Source organism: Pectobacterium peruviense, assembly GCF_002847345.1.
GTDB lineage: Bacteria > Pseudomonadota > Gammaproteobacteria > Enterobacterales > Enterobacteriaceae > Pectobacterium > Pectobacterium peruviense.
The window spans coordinates 14,881-31,694 of the sequence record NZ_LXFV01000026.1 but is presented as its reverse complement, the minus strand read 5'-3'; the positions used below and the strand labels follow the sequence as shown (position 1 = coordinate 31,694).

11 protein-coding genes are annotated in these 16,814 nt (G+C 48.5%); 6 read left to right on the top strand and 5 right to left on the bottom strand.

Going from position 1 to position 16,814, the window contains the following annotated elements; all coding sequences use genetic code 11:
• The first annotated feature begins 88 nt into the window (after window positions 1-88).
• Complete coding sequence (locus A0G03_RS17580) at window positions 89-904, top strand: MetQ/NlpA family lipoprotein (protein ID WP_048259430.1); 816 nt, start codon at window positions 89-91, stop codon at window positions 902-904.
• A 213-nt stretch (window positions 905-1,117) separates the two neighbouring features.
• Window positions 1,118-2,062 (top strand): polysaccharide lyase, encoded by a 945-nt coding sequence (locus A0G03_RS17575; RefSeq protein WP_048259431.1) that lies wholly within the window; start codon window positions 1,118-1,120, stop codon window positions 2,060-2,062.
• Between the two features lie 156 nt (window positions 2,063-2,218).
• Here the strand turns inward: A0G03_RS17575 and cuyB are convergent, their stop codons facing one another.
• Entirely contained in the window at window positions 2,219-2,935 is a 717-nt protein-coding gene (gene cuyB, locus A0G03_RS17570) for a cysteate racemase (RefSeq protein ID WP_048259432.1), read from the bottom strand.
• Between the two features lie 219 nt (window positions 2,936-3,154).
• Between cuyB and hypT the strand changes: the two genes are divergently transcribed.
• A complete protein-coding gene (gene hypT, locus A0G03_RS17565; protein WP_048259433.1) occupies window positions 3,155-4,054 on the top strand; it encodes a hypochlorite stress DNA-binding transcriptional regulator HypT in 900 nt (299 codons plus the stop codon).
• A gap of 82 nt (window positions 4,055-4,136) precedes the next feature.
• Here the strand turns inward: hypT and A0G03_RS17560 are convergent, their stop codons facing one another.
• The 4 genes from A0G03_RS17560 to fdhF form a co-directional block, all read right to left on the bottom strand.
• Entirely contained in the window at window positions 4,137-5,441 is a 1,305-nt protein-coding gene (locus tag A0G03_RS17560) for a dicarboxylate/amino acid:cation symporter (protein ID WP_048259434.1), read from the bottom strand.
• A gap of 661 nt (window positions 5,442-6,102) precedes the next feature.
• Complete coding sequence (locus tag A0G03_RS17555) at window positions 6,103-6,996, bottom strand: GntR family transcriptional regulator (protein ID WP_048259435.1); 894 nt, start codon at window positions 6,994-6,996, stop codon at window positions 6,103-6,105.
• A 109-nt stretch (window positions 6,997-7,105) separates the two neighbouring features.
• Window positions 7,106-8,419, bottom strand: coding sequence for a CitMHS family transporter (locus tag A0G03_RS17550; RefSeq protein WP_048259436.1), 1,314 nt, complete (start codon window positions 8,417-8,419; stop codon window positions 7,106-7,108).
• Between the two features lie 808 nt (window positions 8,420-9,227).
• On the bottom strand, window positions 9,228-11,378 hold the full coding sequence (gene fdhF, locus A0G03_RS17545) for a formate dehydrogenase subunit alpha (protein WP_048259437.1): 2,151 nt from the start codon (window positions 11,376-11,378) through the stop codon (window positions 9,228-9,230).
• 537 nt (window positions 11,379-11,915) lie between these two features.
• Between fdhF and A0G03_RS17540 the strand changes: the two genes are divergently transcribed.
• From A0G03_RS17540 to A0G03_RS17530, 3 genes are all read left to right on the top strand, one after another.
• Window positions 11,916-13,595, top strand: a complete 1,680-nt coding sequence (locus A0G03_RS17540) for a methyl-accepting chemotaxis protein (protein ID WP_048259438.1) — start codon at window positions 11,916-11,918, stop codon at window positions 13,593-13,595.
• Window positions 13,596-14,138: 543 nt separating this feature from the next.
• On the top strand, window positions 14,139-16,043 hold the full coding sequence (locus A0G03_RS17535; RefSeq protein ID WP_048259439.1) for an FTR1 family iron permease: 1,905 nt from the start codon (window positions 14,139-14,141) through the stop codon (window positions 16,041-16,043).
• A 122-nt stretch (window positions 16,044-16,165) separates the two neighbouring features.
• Window positions 16,166-16,693, top strand: coding sequence for an iron transporter (locus tag A0G03_RS17530; RefSeq protein WP_048259467.1), 528 nt, complete (start codon window positions 16,166-16,168; stop codon window positions 16,691-16,693).
• The last annotated feature ends 121 nt before the right edge of the window (window positions 16,694-16,814 follow it).

The following is a 16,814-nucleotide window of genomic DNA, read 5'->3' as shown; positions in this document are numbered from 1 at the left end:
TGACTCATTTTATCGAGAGACATACTGTTTTTCTCTTTAAATCCGTGTAGTTAGAAATCGATGTATTTAAGGTATCAGGTGAAACAGAATGATGAATAAATGGCGTATAACGCTGGTGGCGGGAATGGCCACAGCAGCAATGGCGTTGACCGCATGCGATAACGCAGGTAACTCTGCCAATCATATTAAAGTCGGTGTGATTAACGGCGCTGAGCAGGATGTCGCTGACGTCGCGAAGAAAGTAGCAAAAGAGAAATATAATCTGGATGTCGAGCTGGTTGGGTTTAGCGGTTCGCTATTGCCGAACGAGGCAACGGATAAAAGCGATCTGGATGCGAACGTATTTCAACATCGTCCTTTCCTGGAACAGCAAAATCGCGAACACGGTTATAAACTCGTGGCGGTAGGGAACACCTTCGTTTTCCCGATGGCAGGCTATTCTAAGAAGATCAAAAACATCAACGATCTGAAAGACGGCGATACCATCGCGATTCCTTTCGATCCTACTAATCTGGGGCGAGCGCTGTTATTACTGGAGAAAACCGGATTAATTACCCTGAAGCCGGACACGGGTTTATTGCCGACGGTACTGGATATCACGACCAATCCACACAACCTGCGTATTATGGAAGTGGAAGGTGCACAGTTGCCACGTTTGTTAGACGATCCGCAAGTGACGGTGGCGATCATCAGTACGACATATATTCAGCAAACGGGCTTAACACCAACCAAAGACGGTATTTTCATTGAAGGTAAAGAATCACCGTATGTGAATATCATTGTGACCCGTGAGGATAATAAAGAGGCGGAGAACGTGAAGAAATTCATTAAATCCTATCAGTCTGATGAAGTTGAGCAGGCTGCTGACCGTATTTTTAACGGTGGTGCAGTGAAAGGCTGGTAATATACATTTTGGTGCTGCCATTTTACTAAAAGATGGCAGCGCATTAATTAATAGTTGAATTATTCGCAAGGTTGTTTTTTTATTAAACTCAATTAATAAGCTTAATGAAATCCCTTATATACACTCTTTAATTGTCGGCGATGTGTTATTTATTATCGATTAAATAATGCATCGGAAGACACTACTATTCACTAATTGTAAAGAGGGATATTTATGGCTTATCCAACAACAAACCTTACTGGGATTATCGGTTTTGCAAAAGCAGCGAATGTTACCGGAGGGTCGGGCGGTAAAGTTGTTACGGTAAATTCTCTGGCCGATTTTAAGTCTGCCGTGAGCGGTTCCACAAAAACCATCGTGGTGCTTGGAGCATCACTAAAAGCATCAGCCTTGACCAAGGTCGTATTTGGCAGCAATAAAACCATTGTCGGTTCTTTCGGCGGGGCTAATGTACTGACTAATATTCACCTACGCGCTGAGAGCAATTCAGCTAACGTTATTTTCCAGAATCTGGTTTTTAAACATGATGTCTCTATCAAGGACAATGACGATATCCAGCTGTATCTGAACTACGGTAAGGGATATTGGGTGGACCACTGTTCATGGCCGGGGCATACGTGGAGTGATAGCGACGGCAGTCTCGATAAACTGATTTATATCGGTGAGAAAGCGGATTACGTCACGATCAGTAACTGCTTATTCTCAAACCATAAATATGGCTGTATTTTCGGCCATCCGGCAGATGATAATAATAGTGCATACAATGGCTACCCACGTTTGACCATCTGCCACAACTATTACGAAAATATTCAGGTTCGTGCGCCAGGCCTGATGCGTTATGGTTATTTCCACGTATTCAACAACTACGTCAATAAATTCAATCTGGCCTTTACGGTTGCGCAGAATGCCAATGTGCTTTCTGAACGCAACGTATTTGGCACCGGAGCTGAAAAGAAAGGCATGGTTGATGATAAAGGCAATGGTTCAACCTTTACGGATAATGGTAGTTCACCGGCAGCGGTGGCGAGCAAATCACCGGCGGCTAAATGGACGGCATCATCTAACTATTCATACAGTTTGATGACAACCGCGGCGGCTAAATCCTGGGTTGTTTCTAATTCTGGGGCGCAAAGCAGTGCGCTGAAATTTCCGTCATAATTATTAACCGTTTTTATTACGATCTTGTCTGCTTAATATTTTATTAGGGATTGAAACTCATTAAATATTGAGTATGTCGCAATATGCCACTCGGCGAACATGTTAATGTCGAGTGGCATATTTATTTAAATTATTTAATATAAAAGCTAAGGCTAATTAAGCGGCGATATTATTTTTCTGGTTGTGGGTGAAATACCACTCAACCGTTTTCTTGATTAACTCTTCCGTGGCATCGACATAGTGCTGTGGTGACGTTCTGACTTCCTGTTCTAGAATCAGTGGAAGCTCGGTGCAACCTAAAATGATTTTCTCGACGCCAGCCTGCAATAGGCGATCTTTTACCGGCGACAGCATGCTATAGGCTCCAGCAATATCACCGGATTTATAGGCATAGATACTTTCCATTACCTGGTGTTGGTCAGCATCATCCGGCGTGTAGCACTCAATATTATCGTTTGTCAGGTTGTCCTGATAAATTCTCGCTTTCACTGTCGCTGTCGTTGCTAATAAGCCGACTCGTGTGGTATTGGCATTCCTAATTGCCTGACAGGTCACATCAATAATGCTGATCATCTCCGCGCGGCACTGTTGTTTTAGTTCATTGAACCAATAATGTGCGGTATTACACGGAATAATGATGCACTCAGCGCCTGCATTTTCGAGAATTTTCATATATTGCAGCATTTTACCCAGCGGTGAAGCGCTGTGCTGAAGAATGCACTGTGTTCTGTCTGGGATATCAGGAATAGAAACCGCAATCATTGGAATGTGGTCTTGATCCCGATACGCTGGCGTGTTTTTGATCAATTTTTGCATCGCATCGACGGTGGCGCCCGGCCCCATACCACCTAGAATTCCCACGAGACTGTTCATGCTGTTAACCCTGTAGCATTATGAAATTAAAAGGATAATCGCATACTGCTGGGCAATGTGAATTGCTAAATTCCCATCTGCTATGTATGATTTGCATAACTATTGGCATCTCTATGCTTTTACTGGGTTTAACGGTGCGCGGTGGGAAGTATCTTTGTTGACGATGTAAAACACGGGTATAGGAAAAAACATGGCGCTGAGCGTGTTGAGTGAGGGGTGATGCTAAACAATATCGAAACCAAGTGGCTCTATGACTTTATCATGTTGGAAGAGCACCGGAGCTTTACGCTGGCTGCCGAGAAGCGGAATATCTCTCAATCCTCATTTAGCCGGCGCATTCAGGCGCTGGAAGCGGCGGTCGGGTTTGATATTTTCGACCGTAGCGCGCTGCCGCTGCAATTAACCGAACAGGGTCGCGTGTTCCACGCCTATATCCGCAATACGCTGGACGACTTGGAGTATCAGCTCAATAAGCTGCACGGTGGGGATAATTACAAGAATAAGATCACCATTGCGGCAGCGCATTCGCTGTCGGTATTTATCATGCCGGAGTTGTTAAAAGACGTGCCGGACCCGCAGGAAAAAATCTTCTATGTCGAATCGATCGATGTGGATGAAGCGGTACTGAATCTTAAAGAAGGGCGTAGCGACTTCATTTTCTCGTTTTACAATGAAGATCTGATGGGTGAACCCTTTATGCACGAGAAGATACTGGAATCTCGGCTTTATCCGGTCTGCGCGTGCGACAGTGCGGGGAAGCCGCTGTTTGATGTGAGTGCCTCATCGGTGCCGTTGCTCAACTATACCGAGACGAGCTATATGGGGCGTCAGGTCAGCCGTTACTTATCCAGCGTCGACAGCGATAAGTTCACCGTCAATTTTGTTTCTTCCATGAGCGACCTGCTCAAACGTATGACAAAGAAAGGGTATGGTATTGCCTGGCTGCCGGACTATTCGATTCAGGAAGAGCTGAAAAATAAAGAGCTGACGATCCTGAGCATGGAAAATGCCGTGATCCGCATGGGTGTGTATCTCTATCGCCTTGATGCACGACTGAATGTGGCTTCCGAGAAATTCTGGCGCTATATGAAAGGGTTGTCATCGACGTCCGGACTATAAACGTCGCGATAATGTCATTGTACGACGAGGGATAAAAAAATAGCGGCCCAAAAGGCCGCTATGATGAAACACTCATTCAGCATTAGCTATTTTGCGTGGCCTGCTGAGGTTCCTTATAGGCGACGACCTCATCGGTAACCTCTTCCTCATCATCGTGGATGTCTTTTTCCAGACTGGCCACAACGGCGGTAGAGATGCTGTTACCAATGACGTTAGTTGCAGTACGACCCATATCCAGGAACTGGTCGATACCGATGATCAGCAGAATACCGGCTTCCGGCAGGCTGAACATTGGCAGCGTTGCGGCGACCACGACGATAGAGGCACGTGCTACGCCCGCCATCCCTTTACTCGTGATCATCAGCGTCAGCAGGATCAGGATTTGCTGGGTGAGGCTTAGGTCGATGTTGTAAGCCTGTGCGATAAACAGAATCGCAAAGGACTGGTACATCATGGAACCATCAAGGTTGAACGAGTAACCCAGTGGCAGCACAAAACTGGTGACTTTTTTCGGTACGCCGAATTTGGTCAGTGCTTCCATGGTTTTCGGGTAAGCGGACTCGCTACTTGCGGTAGCAAAGGCCAGCATGGTCGGTTCACGAATCAGTTTCGCCAGCGTCATGATGGCTTTGCCCAGGAACAGGTAGCCAACCAGGAACAGAACGCCCCACAGCACGGCCAAGCCGAGATAGAACTCACCGATCAGTTTACCGAAGTCGTAAAGCAGTCCCAGGCCTTGTGTGGTAATCGCGGAAGCGATTGCGGCAAACACAGCAATAGGTGCCAGCGCCATCACGTAGTCGGTCACGCGGAACATCACTTTGGTCAGTTCTTCGATCATGGAAATGATCGTGGTCGCGTGTTTGTTTTTGCCTTTCACATAGGCAAGTGCGGAGCCGAAGAACAGAGAGAAAACCAGAATTTGCAGGATTTCATTGTTCGCCATCGCTTCTACGATACTTTTCGGGAAGATATGGCTGATGAAACTCTTAAGTGTAAACCCGTCTGTATTCAGGCCAGTCGCAACCTGCTGTACCGGGATTTCGAGATTCATGCCTGAACCAGGTTGGAACAGGTTCGCGAAGAGCATACCGATAAGCAGAGAAATAAATGATGCGCTGACAAACCAAATCATGGCTTTCATACCGATACGGCCAACGGCAGAGGAGTTTCCTCCCATGCTTGCCAGGCCAGAAACCAGCGTAGCGAAGACCAGTGGTGCGATGATCATTTTAATCAAGCGCAGGAAAATATCGGTAACCATGTTGAAATAAGATGCAACTTCTTTTGCTCGACTGCCATCAAGATACTGATGGCAGGCCCATCCGATTAATATCCCCAGGACGATAGCCAAGACTATCTGTACAAGTAACTTCTGCCTTTGCATATAAACCTCATGTTGATGAATTGATTCAGACAACACAATATTATTGCCGCGTGATGGTTGGTGCTTTCCCTGAATACACCAAGCCCTCACCCGAACCTGTTATTGGGGTGTTGTGTCTGCCCGCCGATATTACAACGATTCTTGCTTTTTACATTTTTTTTCTACGGATTGTTATGTAATTGTGATCTTTGTCATGCGAAAAATGCATGTCCGCACCGCTTGTAATGATAAATGGGGATGTGGTGCGCAGATCGCGTAAAGCGTGAGTTATTTATTAATTCATTATTAAACAATATCTTAGTTTGTTTTTTTGCGGTAAAGGCAGATGAGCTAAAGTGTTGAAGTAGTGTTGCTAATGATATGTGGCTATACATCAATAAAACAGATGGTGAATTACTTAAAGATTAAGTAAAAATAAAAGAACAATTAACGAAAACTTTATATACATGCCATTTTATGAAGAAAATAATTTTTTAATTATTTAAATCGTGACTTTGTTTTTTGTTTCCTAGGTTTTATTTTTTTGCTGTTGATGTGGAGTTTAATTATTGTTCTATGTGTTTCTGTTTGTAACTACCTGGGCGTTTAAGGTGTTTAAAATGGTGTTTTTTATTTTTTAAACATATGTTACTGATGATTTGAGACCTCGCTGTTGGTTATTTCACCGAAAGAGATCAATGCTCACTTTATCGTGGCATGCTTTTTCCAGGTGTTTTTTCATCCTATCTGCTGCACTTTCGATCTCTCCCCGTTGCAGGCAATCAAGAATGACCAGATGTTCGGCAATCTGTTCCAACCTCTTGGGGTTGAAGACGGGACTGCCTTGCCGATATTCCACCAGGCGCCGTAATTGATTGATTCGCTGTAGACTATGGTGGGCGAAGCGGTTGCCGCTACAGGCGAGCAGCGTTTCATGAAAGTGCGTATTGGCATCGAACATTTCATGGGGCGTGAGCGTCAGATAACCACCATTAAGAATATCTTCCTGCTGTTTACGGCAGGCGTGAAGCGTGTGCGGATCGATATGGAACTGCGGTGATAGCAGGCTGATTGGCTCAACCAGCAGGCGGAAGGTGAAACTTTCCTCATAGGCCGCGACGGAATCGATAATCGGCGTGGTTCGCCAGCCTTGACCAGTACGAAACTCTAGCCAACCTTCCTGTTGAATACGCGTCAGAACGTTACGCAGCACGGGGCGGGATACTTGACACTCTCGCATGAGATCCACTTCTGAAAATTGCTCGGGTAACCGCCGTGTGAGGCGCATATCGACAATCTTCTGGTAGAGCGGATCTTCGCTGCTGGCGGCTAATTCGGCGACTAATTGACCCAGTTCATGAGCATGGCGGTCGAGGTAAAACCCTCGGTTGCGATGGTAATGCAGCATACCTCTTGCTGTCAGATATAGTAGCGCAGCCTTGACCGGTGTGCGTGATGCGTTCAGCTCCTGCGCCAGCGATGATTCGATCAGGTGAGCGCCGAGTGGCAGTTGCTCACGGCGAATATAGGCGACAATCTGCCTGACAATCCTTGTCTGTAGGGGAGTTAAAGCCATCGCTATCCTGCTATGTCGTTTAGGGTGTTACGGAGATATCGTTGTGCTCTTGCCAGTAAGGATCGCCTGCTAGCTGAGTGTGCTCCGGCCAGACCGGAGCAATCCTGACTCACTGGTGATAGAACGGAAACGCACCGAAGACAATACCACCGACCAACAGCGACAGACTGACAAAAATCGCCCATTTGATTGCAAAGCGTTGGTGATCGCCGATGTCCACTTTTGCCAGACTGACCAACAGATAGAGCGACGGCACCAGCGGGCTGAGCAGGTGGAACGGCTGGCCGACTATCGAGGCACGGGCGATCTCTTCTGGCGTAATACCGTAGTTGATCGCTGTCTGGGCGATAACCGGTAAGATTCCGAAATAGAACGCATCGTTGGACATCAAAAAAGTAAAGGGCAGGCTAATGAGCGCCGTGAATACGGCAAGGTACGGCCCGAAACTCTCTGGTATTACCTGTAATAGGCTTTTCGCCATCGCATCGACCATTCCTGTACCGGACAAAATTCCGGTGAAAATCCCAGCGGCGAAAATCAGTGATGTCACCGCCAGCACGTTAGCCGCGTGTGAACCGATTCGCGCTTTTTGTTCTTCCAGCTTCGGGTAGTTGAGCATGACGGCGATGGCGAAGCCGGCCATAAACAGCACCTGAATGGGTAGAAGGCCAATCACCAGAAACACCAAAAGTAGGGTGGTGAGAATAAAATTGGGCCAGAACATTTTAGGCCGGCGATTAGCATCGCTTTCTTCGTCACTGCCATTACCCAGATTGATCGAGACATTCTGGAAATTGCTGATATCAATGATCCCCAAGCGTTTACGCTCCTGTAGCCCCAGAAAAACGGCGACGCCGACCAGCGTCAGGCTGGCTAAAATAATCGCGGGCAGCATGGGAAGGAATACGTCCAGCGCATCCACGCGCAATGCGGCAGCGGCGCGCGCCGTGGGGCCGCCCCATGGAGAAAGGTTCATTACCCCGCTGGCAATGTTAACCAGACAGGTTAATCCCAGCACGTTCATGCCCAACCGTTGATAGAGCGGCAAAAAGGCGGCAATTGCGATCATATAGGTAGTGGTACTGTCACCGTCCAGCGCGACCATCAGCGTTAATACGGCGGTACCAACCAAGACTTTTAGCGGATCGCCTTTAACCAAACGGAGAATGAAGCGCACTAGCGGATCGAACAGCCCTGCATCGATCATTATGCCGAAGTAGAGAATAGAAAACGTCAGCATAACGCCAGTGGGTGCCAGTGTTTTGATGCCGTCCAGCATCATCGCGCCCAGCCCTTGATAGAAACCTGCGGCTAGCGCAAACAGCGTAGGGACAAGAATCAGCGCGATAAGCGCAGACATTCGCTTGGTCATGATCAGGTACATAAAGCAGATGACCATAGAGAAACCGAGAATAGTGAGCACAATATGTCTCCTGTTTTTTATTATTTCCCAAATAATTTACTGCCTTTCTCTATGGCAAATTAAAGGTGCAAAAAGCCATGCGATTTTTTATATACCCCAAATAATTCGAGTCGCAGGAACGCGGCCAACGTACATATAGCTTGAAGTATTACGGGTATAACCGCATATCGAAAGGTATAAGGTCTGGCTATTTCCCAACGTCAGAGACGTTCAGGAGAATACGAATGAAAGGAGAGGGTTAACTTCCGGGGTCGATACGAATAATCAATGACAGATAATGAGGGCGCGATAAGGTAACGGTAATCGGTAACATAAATGACCTCTATGCGAGCAATAATAATATTCCTTTTATCCCTGTCAGCTGCCATTTAACCGATTGTTTGGTCATGACTTTACGCGTAATGCGGATGGTTTGAACATCACGGCTAACAGGGGCTCTTTTTGTTAAAAACAAATTAAAGCATTGTAAAATGAAACGCAAATTGCGCTAAATTGGAATAAAAAACAATTGAACGATGAGAAGGTCAGCGATAACCAACATAATTTTAAAAGATAAACAGAGATGTGAAAGTTTAATTTCTGCGTAGAAAATTATTAGCAATTGACGGAAATTCATCCGGTTTCATTAATAAATATTTACAAGATGAGATAGGAGAATAAAAACATTATCGGAGAGGAGAGTTAAACGCTGTCTAAACCGGCGTGTATTTTCTGAATAACAGATACTTTCTAAATAACAGGTATTTTCTAAACCCCATGATTTCCTAAGCCGCCACGTAAAGATTCGCGACGGCTTAGGCAAGAGGAATTAGCTGACGTTTTCTGCGGTGGTACGCAGGCGATCTTTCAACTGACTGTATTCCTGCTGTACATAGTTCTCCGCTGCTTGCTGATCGTCAATGGCTTCCAGCTTAACGGCACAGTGTTTGTATTCCGGTGTTTTGGATACCGGATCGAGATGATCCAGCGTCAGCTCATTGCAGGCACCGATCCACCACTGGTAGGTCATGTAAACGGCGCCTTTATTGATACGCTCGCTGACGGCAACGCGAGAAATAACCTTGCCGCGCCGCGATGAGATCCAAACCAGTTGCTGATCGTCTATGCCTAAACGTTCAGCGTCATGCGGGCTGACCTGTACGTAGCCGGGTTCATCGGCCAGTGTTTGCAGGGCGGTGCAGTTGCCTGTCATGGAACGGCAGGAGTAATGGCCGACTTCGCGCACGGTGCACAATACCAGCGGGTAATCTTCATCCACCAGCTCCATCGGCGGTCGCCATTCGGCGGTTAGCAGCAGACCTTTCCCGCTAGGGCGATCGAAGTGGTTGCCTGCATATAGCCACGGGGTGCCGGGGCTGTCTTCTGTCGGACACGGCCACGGCACATAGCCCAGTCCGGCCATTTTCTCGTAGGTCGCGCCGTAATACAGCGGGCAGAGTTGTCGCAGTTCGTCCCAGATTTCCTGCGTATTGTTGTAGTGCATCGGGTAACCGAGAGCCGTCGCCATCAGGCTGATGATTTCCCAGTCGGGTTTGACATCGCCCTGCGGTTCTACGGCTTTATAAAAACGTTGGAATCCTCGGTCAGCAGCGGTATAGACCCCTTCGTGCTCGCCCCAGGATGTTGCCGGTAAAATGACATCGGCAATCGCGGCAGTTTTGGTCATGAAGATGTCTTGTACGATCAGTAACTCCAGCTCGTTGAACGCATCGCGCAGCATCGACAGATCTGGCTCGGTTTGCAGTGGATCTTCGCCCATTACGTAATTGGCTCTGATTTTCCCTTCTTTTATTTTATGTGGAAGGTCGGTCAGCGAGTAGCCAATTTTGTCAGACAGCTCAGGCACGCCCCAGGCATCGGCAAATTTCGTCAGCGTCGCCTTATCCGTGACGTTTTGATAACCGGGGAACATATTGGGCAGCGCGCCCATATCGCAGGCACCCTGTACATTGTTTTGCCCACGCACCGGCCCGACGCCAACGTTCGGACGCCCCAAATTCCCCGTTAGCAGTGCTAAACCGGACAATCCTTTGACCACATCAACGCCTTGACCCCACTGCGTCACGCCCATTCCCCATAGAATGGTGGCGGACGGTGCGGCGGCATATATCCGCATCGCGTCTCGAATCAATTTTGGTGATAAACCGGTAATGTCGGCGACATACTCGGGCGTGTATTTTGCGACGGTCTGACTGAATTCCTCAAAGCCTTCGGTATGGCGGGCGACATAAGCTTTATCGTAGCGACCTTCGTTAATCAGCACGTTAGCAAACGCGTTGACCAGCGCCATGTTGGAGCCGTTTTTCAACGGTAGCCACAGATCGGCGATACGTGCGGTTTCAATATGGCGTGGATCGCACACGATGATTTTTGCCCCGCGTGCTTTGGCCTTCAGGATCCGGCGTGCCACGATAGGATGAGAGTCCGCGGCGTTATAGCCAAAAATCAGGATGCAGTCGGTCTTTTCGATTTCACAGATGGAATTACTCATTGCGCCGTTGCCCAGTGTGACTTGTAATCCGGCAACCGAAGGGCCGTGGCAGAGTCGGGCGCAGCAGTCGACGTTATTATTGCCGGTTACCGCTCGGGCAAATTTCTGCATCACGTAGTTGGTTTCATTGCCGGGGCCGCGAGACGATCCCGTATGCATAATCGACTCGGCACCGTACTTCTCTTTGATGGCTTTCAGTCGAGAGCTGGCGAAACCGATGGCTTCATCCCAGGAGACTGCTTCAAAGGGCGCACCTCTCTGACGGCGGATCAGCGGTTGTTTCAATCGAGGTGTGAGAATCTTGGTGTCGTTGAGAAAATCCCAGCCGTAGTAGCCTTTCAGGCACAGCTCACCTTCGTTGGTGACGCCATTTGCCCCTTCCGCACCAACCACTTTGCCGTTCTCTACCAGCAGGTTAATTTTGCAGCCTGACCCGCAATACGGGCAGACGGTAAGCACTTTCTGCATGATTTTTCTCCAAAGCCGAGTTTGGGATCGTAAGAACTGCATTCTTGTAGCGGCGCATTGATGCAGTTGTTTAACCTTCGATAATCGCCGATAAAGAAAATTAATTTACTGATCGTGGTCATGCTCAACGCGTGACAAATTGTCCTAACGCCTTGAGCGTCACGACCTTTTTCCATAGGACATTTGTCTGGAAAATAACGTGATAGCGTATTCATCCTCTTTATCCGTTAATGCCTATACTGTTTTTGACGATACTAACTCTATGTGCCACCGACTAGGCTGATGCATTCATGCCTATCGGCTGTTTAAAACAACGGAAACTGGCCTCTCAAGGAAGATAACGCATTCTGTTCGTTAATTTTTTGAGCTCGACTTCCCATCTAATGGGTAATTAATCAGGGAATTCCAGAACGTCTGTCAGATCGCGCGGGATAAAGGGCGTGATGCGACGGACGGCACCGTCATGAGCAAAAAAGTAAATACTTTCCCGACAGCGAGTGCGGGCGGGAAATATTTTTTAACGTCGCGGAGTGCATTATGGAATTTCTAAGAAATGTCAGCATAAAAATGATGGTGCTGGTCATAGTGGCTTCCCTGCTAGTGGCGTGGGGAGTAGCATCAGGATTCAGTCTTTACTCACTTTATCAGGTCACCAATTTGCTTGATAAAAGTGAGACTCAGCGAAAAACGTATTCCCATCTGGTCTATGGAACCGATCAATATTTTCGGGCCGTCACTCGCATGGAAAGAACGATGGACTATTTGCAGCGTAACGAACCAGAAAACGCCAGAAAGACGTTGGAAATGGCACAGGTTGCGCTAAAAAATACCAAGGATTCGCTAGAGAAATTCCAGGCCGCGGAGCACGTTGGCGTTGAGTCAGCGACGGTGGATGCGGTAAATAAAACATGGACTACCCTGATTGCTACCGCGATCGATCCGATGAATGCGGCGCTACAACGTAATGATTATGAAGGATTTCGACAGATATTCCGTTCTGTTTACCCACCGATTAGTCTGACGTTTGGCGAAGACATCAAACGCTATTCGGACAATATTACCGCTTCCTCGTTGATTCCAAGTGTGAATGAACACAATAACCAAAATCGTAATTCGTTGATTGCCGTGATGGTTATTGGCCTCATTGTGCTGATTTTCACGGAATACTATCTAAGGAACTATCTGGTTATCCCGATTTCAGTGCTTAAATCCCATCTGGCACAGCTAACGGCAGGCCGCTTAGGCTGTGAGCTGGCGGAGTTTGGCAAAAACTGTGCGGGGAGGTTGATTCCCGATATCAAGCGGTTGCAGAAAAGCTTGCGTGATACGGTGACCGTCATCCGGCAGAGCACATCAGAAATCAACAACGGGACGTCCAGCATTAAGGATGGCAACGATAATCTCTCGAGCCGCACGGAACAGCAGGCGGCGGCATTGCAGGAGACGGCTGCCAGTATGGAAGAGATTAGCGCCACGGTGCGGCAGACTACCGATCATGTGCATCAGGTACGCCAACTGGCAAAAGATGCTGCTGAGATGGCGCAAAAAGGCGGAAATATCAGCACCAACGTGATGGCAACGATGGATGGCATCAGTGCCAGTTCGCGGCAGATTTCCGATATCACCTCGGTGATTAACAGCATTGCGTTCCAGACCAATATTCTGGCGCTGAATGCGGCTGTTGAGGCCGCGCGTGCGGGGGAACAAGGACGAGGATTTGCCGTGGTGGCTGGTGAGGTTCGTACGTTGGCGCAACGTAGTGCACAGGCGGCGAAAGAGATCGAGGCGCTGATTGCAGAATCCGTTTCACGGGTTGAAACCGGTGCAGGGCAGGTAAAGCAATCCGGCGAGGCGATGACTGCAATTATTGCGTCCATCGCGCATGTGAACGATCTGATTGGTGAGATTGCGGCGGCAACGGATGAGCAAACGCGCGGTATTACGCAGATTAGTCAGGCGGTGCACGAAATGGATAGCGTCACACAGCAGAACGCGACATTGGTGATGCAATCGGCAGAAGCCGCCGCTCGTCTGGATGAACAAACCAGTGAACTGTCTGCCGTAGTGGACGTATTCAATCTGGATTCGGATAGCGATTTGCAAATCGCATTCTCTCGTCCGGCTCTCGCTGCTCCTGTTCATCGCGCTGTCGGGCGGAGCACTACACCACTGTTGTCAGCACATGGCCGTCACGGTGATGGATGGGAAAAGTTCTGATCCGTAGTGGGTTGAATGCGCGACAGAAGTTGAACGCATACAAAGGTTGGGTATGAGATAGCCAACGAGGCTGATAACAAACAGGGCGGAAAGGAGTCTGCCAGTTTCGTTGGTATCTGGTGAGAGAGTGAAAGTTATTGGGCTGTCGGCCAAAAATAGTGGCGAAAAGCGTTAACAGAAACCTGCCTAATGCCTTGGATTACAGAGGAAAAATGGCATTTTATTCTGTAAATCTGACTGTGGTAGTGTAAAGAAATGCTATTTTAAGACGGTAGTCTCTGGAGATAGAGCCATTTATTTTAAATTTAGGCATGATTATTGCTTTGTTTTGACGGTGGTATTTTGCCGTTTTTGCGATCAAAAACCGTATTTTCCCAAGGGTATAGGAAGGTGATGGGATTTTTTGACGTTAAATAAATGATTGAAACTATTTGTTACATACTAAAGTCATTCTTGCTTATCTTTTCGTGACGTAAATCAAGACAGATGACGACTTCAAAGTGATAATAAGAATAAATATCATTTGTGCTTCACCACACGCTTATGTCTATCTGGCAAAAAACGCTTCTGTTGTTGTGTTGGTTGTTGAGCTGTTCAGTGGCAGTTGCCGCGACCGATTACGCCACATTCATTCAAGATATCGAAACCAGGCTGGATAAAACGGCTCAGCTCTATGAGCAGCAAAAGCCGGATGACGCCCGCACTGAAGTTCAGATGGCCTATTTTGAGGTATTTGAAAACCTCGAAGGCCCTATCCGCATCAATATCTCCGCGCAAAAAAGCTATCAGCTAGAAGCGACCTTTGGTGAAATTCGCCGCATGATTGGCGAAGGAAAACCGCAGGCTGACGTGCAGGCAAAAATCTCATGGCTGAAGGGTGAACTGGATGCTGTTTTGCCCGTGCTGTCGGAAGGGCACAAGCTGGTTGCGCAGGAGCAGCACGGTGCCTACGACAATGCTGAGATCGCGCCGTACTGGCAACAGAGTTTTAAAATCATCGATGACCAGCTCGCGCTGGCCGTGACGGAATATCAGGCCGGCGATTACAAAAAGGCCAGCCAGAGCGTGCAGCAGGCGCACTATCAGGGGTTTAAAAACTCCGAGATGGAAATGTCTGTCCGGCAGAATCGCTCGGCGCAGCAGGCTGCTTCCATTAATCAACAATTCTCTGCATTGATTACGTTAGCCAGCCAACCCGAGCAACTGACAGACGTTGCCTATCGGGTCACCACGCTGTTGCAAGATATCGAGGATGTCTTACCGGGGTTGCCGACAACGCGCGATAGCCAGCAGGCAACGGCGACACCTGCCGCGAATGCCGATACTGATGCCGTGCCGGATGCGAACTGGGCGAAAGTCTCCGAGGATATCAATCAGGCCATTGCCGCCGCTATCGCACAATATCGCGAGGGTCAGATTAAACCCGCCATCATGGCGGTGCAGGACACCTACTTTGATCTGTTTGAAGCGACGGGCATGGAGAACAAAGTCGGTTCTCGTGATGCGGCGTTCAAATCGACGCTGGAAGGGTATTTCACCCGTCTGGTGAGCATGATGAATGCCAAACAGCCTGTGGAGCAGTTGCAAGGACAGGCCGACGCGTTGCAGCAGGAACTGGCGAAGGCGGTCGCCATGCTAGGCGACGGCGGTGAAACGCACTGGAGCCTGTTGATATACAGCCTGATGATTATTGTGCGTGAAGGGCTGGAGGCCTTGCTGATTGTGGCGGCGATCGTGGCCTATCTGGTGAAAAACAATCAGCAGGACAAGCTGTCGCTGATTCGCCAGTCGGTTTACGTCGCATTGCTGTGTAGCGTGATTACCGCGGTCATTTTCCAACTTGTGTTCACCAATTCGGGTGCCAGCCGTGAGTTGCTGGAAGGCATTACGATGCTGATCGCCGTGGTGATGCTGTTCTTCATGAGCTACTGGCTGTTGTCCAAAGTGGAAGCGCGGCACTGGAAGGCTTATCTGGAAGGCAAACTGTCCCATTCGCTGAGCAGCGGTTCCATGATCGGTCTGTGGCTAACCAGTTTTCTGGCCGTGTACCGCGAAGGTGCGGAGACGGTGTTGTTCTACTACGCGCTGGTGGGTGATGCCAACAATATGGCGGGGCACCTCTCCATTCTGGCTGGGTTTGCCATCGGCTGTGTGATCTTACTGATCGCTTACTTTGTGATGCGCTACACCATCGTCAAATTACCGCTTAAGCCGTTCTTCATGTTTACCGGCTGCTTTATGTACCTGATGGCGTTTGTGTTCGCAGGTAAAGGCGTACTGGAACTGATCGAAGGCAAACTGTTTGAACCGACGTTGTTGACTAGCGTGCCGGAAATCAGCTGGCTGGGTATTTATCCTTATGTGGAAACGCTGATCCCACAAGTTGTGCTGGTTGCCGCAGCGTTACTCGCCCTGTGGGTGATGCGGCGCAGAGCGTCAGCCGTCTGATAAAGAATGAATTCGACATTAATTTAATACTGAAAGCAATAAGAGCAGAAAATAACCATAACAACCCCAATCGCCTGGCGACACAAGTGTGAGGGGAGACGACTGAGATGAGGATGGGTTTGATGAATATGCAAAAAAGTCTGATTGCGGGTGCCGTTATTGCCGGTATTTTCACCGCGCCGGCTGCGCTGGCGTTTAAAGAATATCCAGCAGGTGAGCCTGTTTCCCTGAACGAAATGGAAATTGCGGCCGTTTATCTGCAACCTATCGACATGGAACCGCGTGGGATGGGGCTGCCTGCTGCTAAAGCGGACATCCATTTGGAAGCGGATATTCATGCTGCTGAAGGCAACAAGAACGGTTTCGGTGCCGGTGAGTGGATGCCGTTCCTGACGATTGCTTACACCCTGACCAACACGGATACCGGTGCGAAGCAGGAAGGAACCTTTATGCCGATGGTTGCCAGCGATGGCCCACACTACGGCGCGAACATCAAAATGATGGGCGTGGGCAACTATAAAGTGACTTACCACATCGATCCGCCGTCAAAAGCCGGTATGCACCGTCACACCGATGGTGAAACGGGCGTAGGCCGCTGGTGGAAACCGTTTGATGTCAGCTTTGACTTCAAATACGTCGGCATAGAATAAGGTCTTCTGTCCGCGATGCACTGTCGCGGTCATGTTCACGTCTCTGCGGGTACATTATTGCTGCCCGCAGAGGCGGTGATTTTCTGGTTAGTGTACTGATGCCGTCAGACAGCATGCTTAA

What these genes read in the sequence shown, in the direction of transcription:
- A0G03_RS17540 (WP_048259438.1), top strand. Translation starts at nt 11,916, where the DNA reads ATGGAATTTCTAAGAAATGTCAGCATAAAAATGATGGTGCTGGTCATA.
- A0G03_RS17575 (WP_048259431.1), top strand. Translation starts at nt 1,118, where the DNA reads ATGGCTTATCCAACAACAAACCTTACTGGGATTATCGGTTTTGCAAAA.
- fdhF (WP_048259437.1), bottom strand. Translation starts at nt 11,378, where the DNA reads ATGCAGAAAGTGCTTACCGTCTGCCCGTATTGCGGGTCAGGCTGCAAA.
- A0G03_RS17535 (WP_048259439.1), top strand. Translation starts at nt 14,139, where the DNA reads ATGTCTATCTGGCAAAAAACGCTTCTGTTGTTGTGTTGGTTGTTGAGC.
- cuyB (WP_048259432.1), bottom strand. Translation starts at nt 2,935, where the DNA reads ATGAACAGTCTCGTGGGAATTCTAGGTGGTATGGGGCCGGGCGCCACC.
- hypT (WP_048259433.1), top strand. Translation starts at nt 3,155, where the DNA reads ATGCTAAACAATATCGAAACCAAGTGGCTCTATGACTTTATCATGTTG.
- A0G03_RS17530 (WP_048259467.1), top strand. Translation starts at nt 16,166, where the DNA reads ATGAATATGCAAAAAAGTCTGATTGCGGGTGCCGTTATTGCCGGTATT.
- A0G03_RS17580 (WP_048259430.1), top strand. Translation starts at nt 89, where the DNA reads ATGATGAATAAATGGCGTATAACGCTGGTGGCGGGAATGGCCACAGCA.
- A0G03_RS17560 (WP_048259434.1), bottom strand. Translation starts at nt 5,441, where the DNA reads ATGCAAAGGCAGAAGTTACTTGTACAGATAGTCTTGGCTATCGTCCTG.
- A0G03_RS17555 (WP_048259435.1), bottom strand. Translation starts at nt 6,996, where the DNA reads ATGGCTTTAACTCCCCTACAGACAAGGATTGTCAGGCAGATTGTCGCC.